Below are 12,733 nucleotides of genomic sequence, written 5' to 3'. Positions count from 1 at the left end.
ATGGCACGCATTGAAAAAGTTGAACTGCGCATGGTCGACCTTCCGCCGAAGGTCAAGCGCACCGACGCGATCCAGAGTTTTGTCAGTCAGGAAACGCCAATCGTTACCATCACTGACAGTGATGGTGCGGTGGGTACGGGCTACAGCTACACCATTGGCACTGGTGGCTCGTCCGTCATGCGCCTGTTGAACGACCATCTGGTGCCGCTTATCCTGAATGAGGATGCAGATTGCATCGAAGCGATCTGGCGTAAGCTTGAATTTGCGACCCACGCCACAACCATCGGCGCGATTACCGCTTTGGCGCTTGCTGCAATCGATACAGCTCTTTGGGATTTGCGTGCGAAGAAGCAGAACTTGCCGCTATGGAAGCTTGCAGGTGGTGCCAAGGATCGTTGTCCGCTGTACACGACCGAAGGCGGCTGGCTGCACATCGAAAAAGAAGCACTGGTCGAGGATGCACTAGCTGCCAAAGCGAAGGGGTTCTCTGGCTCCAAGGTTAAGATCGGTAAACCGCATGGTTCGGAAGACTACGCGCGCCTTTCGGCTGTTCGCGCAGCCGTGGGCGATGGCTTTGAGATCATGACCGACTGCAATCAGGGCTTTACGGTGGATGAAGCGATCCGCCGTGCCGAGCGCCTGAAAGAACTTGATCTGGCGTGGATCGAAGAACCGCTTCCGGCGGATGATCTTGACGGCCATATCCGCCTGACCCGTTCCACACCGACACCGATTGCAGTGGGTGAATCGATCTATTCGATCCGCCATTTCCGCGAATATATGCAGAAGGGCGCTTGCTCTATCGTGCAGGTGGATGTGGCGCGTATCGGCGGTATCACGCCTTGGCTGAAAGTGGCACACGCAGCAGAAGCTTTCGACATTCCGGTTTGCCCGCACTTCCTGATGGAACTGCATGTCAGCCTCACCTGTGCCGTGCAGAACGGGCGCTATGTCGAATATATTCCGCAGCTTGATGACCTGACCACCAAGGGCATGGAAATTCGTGATGGCCACGCCATTGCACCTTCCGAGCCGGGCATTGGTATTTCGTGGGATTGGGATGCCGTGCGTGCGCGGTCGGTTTCCGAATTCACCCGCGAGATCGTGAGGTCGTAATGGCGCAACGAATGGGCATGGTGATCGGGCTGAAGCCTGAGAAAATTGCAGAATACAAGAAGCTGCACGCGCGCGTGTGGCCGGAAATTCTGGCGCTCATTTCCGAGTGCAACATCACCAATTACACGATCTTTCTCAAAGAGCCGGAAAACCTGCTGTTTGGCACATGGGACTATGTTGGCACCGACTTTGAAGCCGATATGAAGAAGATGGCCGATAATCCGAAAAATCAGGAATGGTGGTCAGTCTGTATGCCATGCCAGAAGCCGCTTGAAACCCGTAAAGAGGGTGAGTGGTGGGCGATGATGGAGGAGGTTTTCCATCATGACTGAGGTCTTTGATCCGAAAAGCCTGCGCCAGTGGTGGGCGAAGCCGACCACACCGAAACCAATCGCGATTTTCGGTGCGGGCAGCATTGTCGGCGACGCGCATCTGCCCGCTTATCAAAAGGGCGGTTTTCCGGTTGCGGGCATTTTCGATCCTAATTTTGATAAGGCCAAAGAACTCGCCGGCAAATGGAATGTGAAGACTTTTGCCAGCATTGAAGAGGCGTTGGCTGTTGAGGGCGCGATCTTCGATATGGCAACGCCGCCCTCAGCCCATGCTTCGATCCTCCAGCAATTGCCGGAAGGTTCTGCGTGTCTCATCCAGAAGCCGATGGGCAGCGATCTTGCAGCTGCTACGGAAATCTTGCAAGTCTGCCGCGCACGCAATCTCAAGGCTGCGGTGAATTTCCAGCTGCGTTTCGCGCCGATGATGTTGGCACTTTACGATGCTGTGGATCAGGGCTTGCTTGGCGAAGTGGTGGATTTTGACGCATGGCTGGCGCTTGCAACCCCTTGGGGTCTGTGGCCGTTCCTGAAAGGTCTGCCACGTATTGAGATCGCCATGCACTCGATCCATTATCTGGATTTCGTGCGCGGTCTGCTCGGCAATCCGCAAGGCGTTCACGCCAAGACGCTTGGGCATCCAAACCATGAAGTTGCACAGACCCGCACGGCTGCAATTCTCGACTATGGCAACCGCGTGCGCTGTGCACTGTCGATCAATCACGACCATGATTTTGGCCGCAAATTTCAGGCCTGCGAGTTCCGCATTTGCGGGACTGAGGGGGCAGCCTATGTGAAACTCGGCGTCAATCTCGACTATCCGCGCGGCGAACCGGACGAGCTTTGGATCAAGCCAAAGGGCGGGGACGACTGGGTTCAGGTAGCACTTGAAGGTGCATGGTTCCCGGACGCATTCTTAAACCGCATGGCGCAGTTGCAGCGCTTCGCCACTGGTGAAGATGCAGAACTGATCGGCTCGGTTGAAGATGCATGGCACACCATGGCGCTGGTTGAAGCGGCCTATCAGTCAAGCGCTGCGCCTGCCACGCCGCTTGCTGCAAAACCGGAGTTTTGATCATGTCTGAACAGGTAATCTATTTTGAAGATTATGAACTTGAGGCTCAGCGCATAACCTATGGCCGCACGATCACCGAAACGGATTTCGTGGTTCACGCCGGTCATACGGGTGATTTCTTTCCGCACCACATGGATGCGGAATTTGCAAAAACTCTGCCTGGTGGTCAGCGCATTGCACATGGCACGATGATCTTTGCAATCGGCGTCGGCCTGACTGCGACGCTGATTAACCCTGTTGCGTTTTCCTATGGCTATGACCGCCTTCGGTTCGTGCGTCCGGTGCATATCGGCGATACGATCCGCACGCGCGTAACGATCAGCGCAAAGGAAGACGACCCGAAGCGGGCAAATATGGGCCGCGTTACCGAGCGGTGCGAAGTGCTTAATCAGCGGGACGAAGTGGTGCTGGCTTGCGATCACATCCTGCTTGTTGAACGGAAGGCATAACTATGACGATACGATTTGATGGAAAAACAGCGCTGATCACAGCGGCTGCTCAGGGCATTGGCCGCGCAAGTGCGCTGGCTTTCGCGGAAGCAGGTGCCAAGGTCTATGCGACCGACATCAACGAAGCGGCGCTCAAGGAACTCGAAGGCGTTTCGGGTATCATCACCCGCAAGCTCAATGTGCTTGACGAAGCCGAAGTCAAGGCGCTCGTGGCCGAGATTGGCCAGATCGATATTCTGTTCAACTGCGCAGGCGTCGTCCATGGCGGTTCGATTTTGGAAATGAAGGACGAAGACCTCGATTTCGCCGTCAATCTCAACGTCAAGGCGATGATCCGCACGATTCAGGCCGTGCTGCCGGGCATGTTGGAGCGCAAGGACGGTGCCATCGTCAACATGGCATCCGTTGCTTCAAGCGTTAAAGGCGTGCCAAACCGCTTTGCTTATGGTGTCACTAAGGCGGCTGTCATCGGTCTGACCAAGGCTGTTGCTGCCGACTATGTTGCCAAGGGCATCCGCTGCAACGCCATCTGCCCCGGTACGGTTGAAAGCCCGTCGCTGCAAGACCGTCTGCGTGCGCAGGGCGATTATGAAGAGCAGCGTGCAGCTTTCATCGCGCGTCAGCCAATTGGCCGTATCGGTCAGCCGGAAGAAATTGCCGACCTCGCGGTCTATCTCGCAGGCGCCACTTACACGACCGGTCAGGCCTACAATATCGACGGTGGTTGGACAATTTAAGTTCGCCGCTGCAAATCCCCACAAGGAGTAAACTCATGAAATTTCTTCGCTATGGCGAAACCGGTCAGGAAAAGCCGGGCCTTCTCGATGCCGACGGCAATATCCGTGATCTCTCTGCCCATGTCAGCGATTTGTCGGGTGCCGTTCTAAGCCCTGAAGCACTCGCCAAGCTCGGTTCGCTGGACGTCAATGCGCTGCCAAAGGTCGAAGGCAACCCGCGCCTTGGCCCATGCGTTGCAGGCACCGGCAAGTTCATCTGCATCGGTCTCAACTATGCCGATCACGCAGCAGAATCCGGCATGGCTGTACCACCAGAGCCGGTCATCTTCATGAAGGCAACCTCGGCCATCGTCGGCCCGAATGATGATCTGCTGATCCCCCGCGGTTCGGAAAAGACCGACTGGGAAGTCGAACTCGGCATCGTCATCGGCAAGACCGCGAAATATGTCTCGGAAGATGATGCGCTTGATTATGTTGCTGGCTACTGCACGCTGCATGACGTTTCGGAGCGCGCTTTCCAGATCGAACGCGCCGGCCAGTGGACCAAGGGCAAGTCTTGCGACACATTCGGCCCGACCGGCCCATGGCTGGTGACAAAGGACGAAGTTGCTGATCCGCAGGATCTCAAAATGTGGCTCACTGTCAACGGCGAAACCATGCAGGACGGCTCGACCAAGACCATGGTCTATGGCGTGCGTCATCTGGTTTCCTATCTCTCTCAGTTCATGTCACTGCAGCCGGGCGATATCATTTCCACCGGTACGCCTCCGGGCGTTGGCATGGGCATGAAACCACCGCGCTACCTCAAGGCTGGCGATGTTGTCGAACTCGGCATTGAAGGCCTCGGTTCGCAGAAGCAGAACGTGCGCGCGGACGTTTAATTTTCTTGAGCATGATCTCTAAAACCGATCTCCATTTTTGGGGATCATGCTCAGATCACGGAATCAAACATGACGAAAATTACTGATCTGCGCGTCTTCGATCTGCGCTTCCCGACTTCGCAAAGTCTGGACGGTTCCGACGCGATGAATCCGGACCCGGACTATTCGGCAGCTTATGTTATCCTCGATACGGATGACGAAGCGCTGAAGGGCCATGGCCTCACCTTCACCATTGGTCGCGGCAATGACATTTGCTGTCAGGCCATTCTCGCCATGCGTCATCTGGTTGTCGGCTCCTCGATGGATGATTTCCTCGCGGCCCCCGGCAAGTTCTGGCGTTACCTGACCGGAGATAGCCAGTTGCGTTGGATCGGCCCGGACAAGGGCGCGATGCATCTCGCCACCGGTGCCGTCGTCAACGCCTTCTGGGACCTCGCTGCAAAGCAGGCGGGCAAGCCGGTATGGCGGCTCGTGGCCGATATGTCGCCGGAAGAAATTGCCGATATCGTCGATTATCGCTATCTCACCGATGCTCTGACCCGCGATGAAGCCGTCGAAATTCTGCGTAAGGCGGAAAGCGGCAAGGCTGAGCGTATAGCTTCGCTGGAAGCCACCGGCTATCCTTGCTACACGACCTCGGCGGGCTGGCTCGGCTATGGCGACGACAAGCTGCGTCGTCTTTGTCAGGAAGCGATTGACGAAGGCTTCAATCATATCAAGATGAAGGTTGGTCGTGATCTTGAAGACGATATTCGTCGTCTCACCATCGCGCGCGAAGTGATCGGTCCGGATCGTTATCTGATGATCGACGCCAATCAGGTCTGGGAAGTCGATCAGGCCATCGAATGGGTCAACAAGCTGGCCTTCTCGAAGCCGTTCTTCATTGAAGAGCCGACCAGCCCGGACGATGTGGCAGGCCATCGCAAGATTCGCGAAGCCATTGGCGACGTGAAGGTCGCAACTGGCGAAATGTGCCAGAACCGCATCATGTTCAAGCAGTTCATCGCAGAAGGCGCTATCGATATCGTCCAGATCGACAGCTGCCGCATGGGCGGCCTGAACGAAGTTCTGGCCGTGCTGCTGATGGCTGCCAAGTTCGGCAAGCCGGTCTGGCCACATGCAGGCGGCGTTGGCTTGTGTGAATATGTGCAGCATCTTTCGATGATCGATTTTGTTGCCGTTTCCGGCACCATGGACGGTCGTGTGATCGAATATGTCGATCATCTGCACGAGCATTTCATCGAACCATGCATCATCAAGGATGCGGCTTACATGCCGCCATCGCTGCCGGGCTTCTCGATTGAAATGAAGCCACAGTCGATTGCGGAATATACCTTCAAGGGTTGATAAAAAAGCCGCGCTGGAAGCATGTCCAGCGCGGCTTTTGTTTGACGCTTCGTCCGAAGCAAATTTGCTTTACGCTTTTTGGAAATGCCTCAGAGAAAGCGGATCATCAGCGCGCCGGTGAGAAGCAGGACCGCGCCTGCGATGCGTCCCGCAGTGATCTCGCGCACAGCAACGCCCATGAAACCAATGCGGTCTGCGGCCAGTCCGGCCATCAATTGTCCAGCTACAGCAAGGCCCATCACGGCGGCAGCCCCGATGCGTGGTGTCAGCAAAACTGATGTCGTGACATAGATGCAGCCGAGCGCGCCGCCAGCCACAAACAACCAGCCCGCTGGCACATTGAATGCTGGAATTGCGCCGGTGACACGCGCCGTTACGGCTGCGATCATACCAAGAATGACCGCACCCGACAGAAACGATATTGCAGCGGCGGTGACTGGCGATCCAAGCCCGCGAGCCAGTGCGGCGTTGATGGGAGCCTGAATGGCGATACAGGCACCCGAAAGAATGCCGAACAAGGTCCAGAGCATGGAAAATCCTCGCTAAGATGTTGAATAAGTCATGTGATGATAAGCGCAATGCGCTGAAACCCGAAAGATAACATTCCCAATTATCTGCAGGGTGCAGTGGTCGCAGAAGAAGCGCTGCAGATCAATCGCAGCAAGGCGGCACGCCGCAATCTCACTGAAAAGTGAAACTGATCGGTGCGTTGGAAAAGCTTATTTCTGTTCGCCTGCGGAAATCAGATTCTTGCCACGGCGCTTGGCGTCATAGAGCAGAGCATCTGCCGCATAAAGCGCTGCGGTCACATCGGCAGGCGCAACAGTGAAGCTCACAAGGCCCATCGAGAAACTGACATTGAAGCCTACACGCGCAACGGCATCATCAAGCAAAGCCTTGATTTGCTGTGCTTCTGCAAGGTCACTGGCCTTGGTGCCGCCCAATCGCAGCACAATGAACTCATCGCCGCCAGGACGCGCGCTGACCTCATCCGGCCGATTGCGCCCGGCAAGCACTTCTCCGATCAGCCGCAGCAATTCGTCGCCTGCAGAGTGACCGCGCTCGTCATTGATCTGTTTGAAACGATCAACGTCGAAATAGAGCAGCGAGAATGTCAGCCCATGATTACGGAGCGCTAAAATGGCCTTCTCGATTTCCAGCTCGATGCCTGTGCGATTGGCAATGCCGGTCAAACCGTCGACAAGCGCCAGCTTGCGGGCATCACGCATGATGCGGCGCATACTCAGGATTTCGACGGCGGTGCTCGCAAGGTTGGTGAGTTTCAGTATTTCTTCAGAGGTACATGGCCGCGATTTTGTATCGAGCGCACAGATCGCACCCAGCGTCGAGCCGTCTGGAGCAATCAGAGGTGCGCCAAGATAAAAGCGGATACCCGGCGCATCTTTCACAAAGGGATTGGCGGCAAAGCGATCATCGGATGTCGCGTCTTCCACCAGAAAGGGCACTTGGCTTTCGATGGTTCGCGAGCAGAAGGTGTTCTCATTGGGCACATCGCCAAAAGTGCAGCCAGCCATACCAATATGATGCGTTACGCGTTCATCGACCAGAGAAACCGCTGCCATCGGCACACCAAACGTCGACAGGACGAGATTGCAGAGCGCATCCAATGTGCGATCTTGCCCCATCTCGATCGTGTTGTAGGAAGTGAGAACAGCGAGCCGATGTTTGTCGTGTAGAAGCATGGGGCATCATTAAGCAAATTGGAATGTATCAATCAACTATCAAATACGCCCAAAAGCGCCATGTGGACACTCCTAACCAACGACTGGTTGCGCTCTAGATTTTATCCCAACGAAGGGTCGTATTTTGTTGCCAGCCGTTTTCATGCAGAAGTGGCGTATCGCTCTCGAAACATGGCCAGCCGATACAGAGATAGAAACTGAAGCACCAGTGTTCCGGTACCTGAAACAGTCTCTTCATGGCGTCCGGTTCAAGAATCGAAACCATTCCCACGCCAAGACCGAGAGAGCGGGCAGCGAGATTGAGGTTCTGCACAGCCATTGCAGTGCTTTGTTCAAGCGTTGATGCCATGGTCTGCCGACCAAGCCCATGGCCCTCCACAGGGTCGGTCTCGGTGAAGACGGCCAGTTGCACAGGGGCGGTGCGAATGGCTTCGAGTTTGAGTTGCTGATATTTGTTGGCACGAGCTTCATCATAGATGCGTGCGGCCTGCCGGTTTGATGCCTCAAACAGACTATAGACGGCTTCACGCTTCTCAGTGCTTTCAACCTGGAAGATTCGCCATGGCCGCGAGTTGCCGACAGATGGCGCATAATCCATCGCCTCGTGCAGCCTTGTGAGCAGTTTGTCTGGTATGGGATCTGTCAGGAAATGCCTCACGTCCCGCCGCCAGCACATAATACTGAAAAGCGCGTTCTGATCAGCCGGGGAGAATTTCATAAGTCCTCTGAACGCGAGACATCAAATGCCAAGGCTATAAGAGCAAAAAATATGTTGTGGAACATCATTTGGAGAAGAGTGGTGCCCGGAGACGGATTTGAACCGCCGACACGCGGATTTTCAATCCGCTGCTCTACCAACTGAGCTATCCGGGCATCCTGCAGGTGATTTCTCACCGTGTGGCGGTGTTGGTGTCCGCCGGAAGTGGGTGCGTTATAGCATTAAATTTCGCGCTGTCCAGCACCCTATCGCACTTTTTATAAGATTTCTTATAAACTTGCTAAAGCACCGATTTCACTGTGGAAATCTGAGCCAATAAGGCTCAGTTGTCGTTCTCTTCCTCTTCTTCGATGGTTTTTCCCGGGATGACATAGCTTCCCGAAAGCCAACGATTGAGGTCGATACTTTTGCAACGCGGTGAACAGAACGGATAAGTATCGCGCACCGACGGCTTTCCGCATTCAGGGCAGGGACGAGTAGGACGCAATGGCGTTACCCGTGCATCCGGTGCGGTGGATATGTCTTTCTTGTCACTCATGGGATTTTCAGACCTTGCCGCTTTCCCAATTAGCATAGACCGGATAGTCACCATCGGCCAGCAGGCTTACAGTTTCCTGCAATGGCAGGCCCACCACATTGGTATAGGAGCCAACCAGCTTGACCACGAAACTGCCCGCAAGCCCTTGGATGGCATAGCCGCCAGCCTTGCCGCGCCACTCACCGGAAGCGAGATAGGCGTCAATCTGTTTGCGTGACAGGCGCTCGAAACGCAAACGCGTTTCAACGAGCGTCTGGCGCAGATTGCCATTGGGCAGAACAAGGCAAACGCCGGTGAAAACCTTATGCGTACGCCCCGACAGAAGACGCAGGCATTCCCGCGCTTCGTCGGTGATTTCTGCCTTGGGCAGAACCCGTCGTCCCACGGCAACAACCGTGTCAGCCGCCAGAACAAAAGCACCGGAATAATTCTCGTCGCTCTTGAGTTGTTCCTGGGCGGCCTTTGCCTTCTCACGCGCAAGACGACGCGCCAGCGAACGCGGATGTTCCGCGCGCTCAGGCGTTTCGTCGATATCAGCCGGCTGAATATGATCCGGCTCAATGCCAGCTTGCCCCAGAAGCTCGATCCTGCGGGGAGAGCCGGAGGCAAGAACCAGCTTATGTTGCGCGATCATAGACACCAGTTTTCCTGAGAAGCGAGTTGAGGCTTACTTGAAGCGGTAGGTAATACGGCCCTTGGTCAGGTCGTAAGGGGTCATTTCGACCAGAACCTTGTCGCCAGCGAGAACACGGATGCGGTTCTTGCGCATACGACCGGCAGTGTGGGCGATGATTTCATGGTCGTTTTCGAGCTTCACGCGGAACATTGCATTTGGCAGCAGTTCCGTAACAACGCCTGGAAATTCTAGGACTTCTTCTTTCGGCATACGATACCTGTTTCTTTCTTTGATAAAATGGCCCGAAACCGGGCCGCAGCTTTAAATTTGGCCGGAACCTATATGATTAGGCGGCATTTGTGAACAACCGAATTGGGTGATGTTAATTCGGCGCCAATCTAGCCGTGATTTGGCGCTTTAAGCGGTCTCGCACATCACGATAAGCGTTCATGATCTGCTCGCGACTGCCGGTAACAAGGGTCGGGTCCGGTGTCGGCCAATATTCTACATCGACCGAAAAACCGCGCATTCGTTCAAGCACAGTATGATGCGCAAGCGGGGTCAATGTAATGATAAGGTCGAAATAACCGTCCGCCAGCTCTTCCAGTCCGCGCGGTTGCCGATTGTCGAGCGACAGCCCTTCTTCATTCAGAACCGCATCGACAAAGGGGTCGCGCTCGCCGCGTTGCACGCCCGCAGAGGCTATATACATATTGGGTGGCAACAGCTTTCTTGCAAGAAGCTCGGCAATTGGTGAGCGGATCGCGTTCTTGCCGCAGACAAAAAGTACGGAAGTTGGCCGTTTCTGGACCTCTGTTTCTTCCGGTGTGGCGATCACGTCCTCAACACGCATTAAGGATCAGCCCCGCCAGTGCAACACGCAGACGAGCGTGAAAAGCCGCCGAGCGGTTGTAAAATCGACTTCGATCTTGCCGTTCAGTCGTGTTTGCAGAACTTGTGATCCTTCATTGTGCAAGCCACGCCGTCCCATATCTATAGCTTCGATCTTGCTGGGAGTCGCTGAACGGATCGCTTCATAATAACTTTCGCAAACCATGAAATAATCACGCACTACACGGCGAAGTGGCGTTAGCGATAGAATGTGAGTCGCAACCACATCGCCACTTTCCCGCATGATGGAAAAAATCAGGCGCGATTCCATCAAGGAGAGTTTCAGTTTGTATGGGCCACCCATATCGTCTCCGACCGGGTGGAAAGCGTTTTCTTCAATCAGATCAAAAATAGCGACCGCGCGTTCATGCTCGACATCAGGCGTCGAGCGGCCGATGGATTCATCCAGCTCGATGTCGATCAATCGGGCATTAGGAACGCCGGCGGTCATGATCCCTCATAGATTGAGCCGGATGGCGACGGATTGCGCGTGGGCATCAAGGCCTTCTGCGCGGGCGATTTCAATGGCTGCTGGCCCAAGCGCGCGCAGCTGGTCGGGGCCGAGCTTCAGAAGCGACGTGCGCTTCATGTAATCCAGAACCGAGAGGCCGGACGAGAATCGCGCTGAACGTGCTGTTGGCAGAACGTGGTTGCAGCCGCCGACATAATCGCCGATCACTTCCGGCGTATAGGCTCCGATAAACACCGAGCCAGCATTGCGGATTTTTGGCAAAAGCGCTTCCGGATCGGCGGTCGCGATTTCCAGATGCTCGGCAGCAATACGGTTTGCCAGCGGAATGGCCGCTTCAAAATCATCAACCAGAATGACCGCGCCAAAATCGCGCCAGCTTGCGGCTGCTGTTTCAGCGCGCGGCAAGGTTTTGAGCTGGCGTTCGACAGCTTCTTCGACAGCCTTTGCGAAAGGCTCGTCATTGGTCATCAGGATAGATTGCGCGGCCGTGTCATGTTCAGCCTGCGCAAGAATGTCTGCGGCCAGCCAGTCTGGATTGTTGTCCTTGTCGGCAATCACCAGCACTTCCGAAGGTCCGGCGATCATGTCGATGCCGACCGTACCGAAAACAATGCGCTTGGCGGCTGCAACATATGCATTGCCCGGGCCAACGATTTTCGCAACCGGCGCAATCGTTTCCGTACCATAGGCCAGAGCTGCGACAGCCTGCGCGCCGCCAACACGATAGATTTCTGAAACACCGGCAAGACGCGCAGCAACCAGAACCAGCGGGTTCAGCTTGCCATCGGGCGAGGGAACAACCATCACGATGCGCTCGCAACCGGCAACCTTTGCAGGCACAGCATTCATCAGCACTGAGCTTGGGTAGCTTGCGGTGCCGCCCGGCACATAAAGGCCGACCGCTTCGATCGCCGTCCAGCGTGAACCGAGTTCAACGCCGAGTGCATCGGTGTAGCGGTCATCTTTCGGCAACTGCCGCGCATGATGTTTTTCAATGCGCTCATGAGCGAGCTTCAGCGCTTCAATGGTCGAAGCTGGCGCCTCATCGAAAGCCGCATCAATTTCAGCTTCCGTCACACGGATGCCGGTCTTATTCAGATCAATACGGTCGAAACGCAGGGAATATTCAATGAGTGCGGAATCGCCTTCACGGCGCACACGATCGACGATTTCGCGGGCAGCACGATCCACATCTTCAGAAACTTCGCGCTTGCCCGCAAGGAGAGCTGCAAAGTTCTTTTCAAAATCGGCATCGGCTTGTCTGAGCGTCGTAACCACGCTGGTATTCCTTTAATTTTCAGTCTGGGCGGTGCCCGTCAGGTATGTGAAGCGGTTTCGAGCAGCAATCAGGCGTCATGTCGCGGCAGGGAATTTGTTTCCCATGCAGGCCCCAGGTCCGTTAGCTGCGCTTCAATGCATTCTACATCCAGACGGATAGCCGCATTTGCCGAGAAAGTCAGTTCCAATGTTCCGGCAGGTGCTTCGCCGGGAACAAAGCGAATGGCGAGCAGCGAAAGAACTTCTTCCGTCTTCTGCCGGTCGATGCCGCTGCCTTTGACTGCGGTTACGCGATTGAAATGCAAAGTGGTGCGGCGACGCTGATATTGCGGTTTGCGGAACAGTTTGGGCTTCGACTCTTCCCACGCAAAGCGATTGGCAGTGAGAACGAAGCGCTTATCCGCAGCCAGATATTGCAGGTCTGATACTTTCAGAACCGCATCCTGAAGATGGGCGGACAGGACCTGCAAATCTTCTTCATCCAGCGCCACAAGCTTCAACATTTCCATATCTTACGTTGTTCCCTGCTATTTTCAGATGTTGTCAGTGCCACTTTACATGCCAGCACAAAAAAATCGACAGG

The 12,733-nt window shown here is 55.2% G+C and carries 17 protein-coding genes and 1 tRNA gene; 7 read left to right on the top strand and 11 right to left on the bottom strand.

From position 1 onward, the window contains the following. From ABWV94_RS04775 to ABWV94_RS04745, 7 genes are all read left to right on the top strand, one after another. A complete protein-coding gene (locus ABWV94_RS04775; protein ID WP_113496019.1) occupies positions 1 to 1,116 on the top strand; it encodes a mandelate racemase/muconate lactonizing enzyme family protein in 1,116 nt (371 codons plus the stop codon). Beyond that, positions 1,116 to 1,448 carry an L-rhamnose mutarotase gene (locus ABWV94_RS04770; protein WP_112804662.1) on the top strand — a complete coding sequence of 111 codons (333 nt, stop codon included), beginning with the start codon at positions 1,116 to 1,118 and terminating at the stop codon, positions 1,446 to 1,448. The genes ABWV94_RS04775 and ABWV94_RS04770 overlap by 1 nt, the downstream gene beginning before the upstream one ends. Next, positions 1,441 to 2,520: a Gfo/Idh/MocA family protein gene (locus ABWV94_RS04765; protein ID WP_113496018.1), complete on the top strand. Its 1,080-nt coding sequence runs from the start codon at positions 1,441 to 1,443 to the stop codon at positions 2,518 to 2,520. Before ABWV94_RS04770 ends, ABWV94_RS04765 begins: the two co-directional genes overlap by 8 nt. A gap of 2 nt (positions 2,521 to 2,522) precedes the next feature. Further along, entirely contained in the window at positions 2,523 to 2,969 is a 447-nt protein-coding gene (locus ABWV94_RS04760) for a MaoC/PaaZ C-terminal domain-containing protein (protein ID WP_079211455.1), read from the top strand. 2 nt (positions 2,970 to 2,971) lie between these two features. Further along, complete coding sequence (locus ABWV94_RS04755; RefSeq protein WP_113496017.1) at positions 2,972 to 3,706, top strand: SDR family oxidoreductase; 735 nt, start codon at positions 2,972 to 2,974, stop codon at positions 3,704 to 3,706. Between the two features lie 35 nt (positions 3,707 to 3,741). After that, positions 3,742 to 4,587 (top strand): fumarylacetoacetate hydrolase family protein, encoded by an 846-nt coding sequence (locus ABWV94_RS04750; RefSeq protein WP_007873415.1) that lies wholly within the window; start codon positions 3,742 to 3,744, stop codon positions 4,585 to 4,587. Positions 4,588 to 4,656: 69 nt separating this feature from the next. Next, positions 4,657 to 5,934, top strand: coding sequence for an L-fuconate dehydratase (locus ABWV94_RS04745; RefSeq protein WP_113496016.1), 1,278 nt, complete (start codon positions 4,657 to 4,659; stop codon positions 5,932 to 5,934). 89 nt (positions 5,935 to 6,023) lie between these two features. On the opposite strand, the gene ABWV94_RS04740 is transcribed toward ABWV94_RS04745, so the two are convergent. The 11 genes from ABWV94_RS04740 to ABWV94_RS04690 form a co-directional block, all read right to left on the bottom strand. Further along, positions 6,024 to 6,464 carry a DMT family transporter gene (locus ABWV94_RS04740; RefSeq protein WP_007873422.1) on the bottom strand — a complete coding sequence of 147 codons (441 nt, stop codon included), beginning with the start codon at positions 6,462 to 6,464 and terminating at the stop codon, positions 6,024 to 6,026. 189 nt (positions 6,465 to 6,653) lie between these two features. Then, positions 6,654 to 7,637 (bottom strand): sensor domain-containing diguanylate cyclase, encoded by a 984-nt coding sequence (locus tag ABWV94_RS04735; protein ID WP_353412729.1) that lies wholly within the window; start codon positions 7,635 to 7,637, stop codon positions 6,654 to 6,656. Positions 7,638 to 7,731: 94 nt separating this feature from the next. After that, the gene (gene bluB, locus ABWV94_RS04730) at positions 7,732 to 8,355 is read right to left on the bottom strand and encodes a 5,6-dimethylbenzimidazole synthase (protein ID WP_113496015.1); all 624 of its coding nucleotides are present in this window, start codon (positions 8,353 to 8,355) and stop codon (positions 7,732 to 7,734) included. A 79-nt stretch (positions 8,356 to 8,434) separates the two neighbouring features. Then, positions 8,435 to 8,510 (bottom strand) — tRNA-Phe (locus tag ABWV94_RS04725). 167 nt (positions 8,511 to 8,677) lie between these two features. Continuing rightward, the gene (yacG, locus tag ABWV94_RS04720) at positions 8,678 to 8,893 is read right to left on the bottom strand and encodes a DNA gyrase inhibitor YacG (protein WP_064320120.1); all 216 of its coding nucleotides are present in this window, start codon (positions 8,891 to 8,893) and stop codon (positions 8,678 to 8,680) included. 7 nt (positions 8,894 to 8,900) lie between these two features. Then, a complete protein-coding gene (locus ABWV94_RS04715; RefSeq protein WP_064320121.1) occupies positions 8,901 to 9,527 on the bottom strand; it encodes a Maf-like protein in 627 nt (208 codons plus the stop codon). A 33-nt stretch (positions 9,528 to 9,560) separates the two neighbouring features. After that, on the bottom strand, positions 9,561 to 9,779 hold the full coding sequence (gene infA / locus ABWV94_RS04710) for a translation initiation factor IF-1 (protein WP_007873428.1): 219 nt from the start codon (positions 9,777 to 9,779) through the stop codon (positions 9,561 to 9,563). A 112-nt stretch (positions 9,780 to 9,891) separates the two neighbouring features. Continuing rightward, positions 9,892 to 10,362: an arsenate-mycothiol transferase ArsC gene (locus ABWV94_RS04705; RefSeq protein WP_064320122.1), complete on the bottom strand. Its 471-nt coding sequence runs from the start codon at positions 10,360 to 10,362 to the stop codon at positions 9,892 to 9,894. Positions 10,363 to 10,368: 6 nt separating this feature from the next. Then, positions 10,369 to 10,851: a UPF0262 family protein gene (locus tag ABWV94_RS04700; RefSeq protein WP_064320123.1), complete on the bottom strand. Its 483-nt coding sequence runs from the start codon at positions 10,849 to 10,851 to the stop codon at positions 10,369 to 10,371. A 6-nt stretch (positions 10,852 to 10,857) separates the two neighbouring features. Continuing rightward, complete coding sequence (gene hisD, locus ABWV94_RS04695) at positions 10,858 to 12,150, bottom strand: histidinol dehydrogenase (protein WP_113496014.1); 1,293 nt, start codon at positions 12,148 to 12,150, stop codon at positions 10,858 to 10,860. A 68-nt stretch (positions 12,151 to 12,218) separates the two neighbouring features. Continuing rightward, positions 12,219 to 12,659: a DUF2948 family protein gene (locus ABWV94_RS04690; RefSeq protein ID WP_064320125.1), complete on the bottom strand. Its 441-nt coding sequence runs from the start codon at positions 12,657 to 12,659 to the stop codon at positions 12,219 to 12,221. Between the last annotated feature and the right edge of the window lie 74 nt (positions 12,660 to 12,733).

Source organism: Brucella sp. NBRC 12953 (assembly GCF_040369775.1).
Taxonomy (GTDB): Bacteria; Pseudomonadota; Alphaproteobacteria; order Rhizobiales; family Rhizobiaceae; genus Brucella; species Brucella pseudogrignonensis.
Note: the sequence above shows the minus strand (reverse complement) of the source record. Positions and strands in the feature narration are given on the sequence as shown.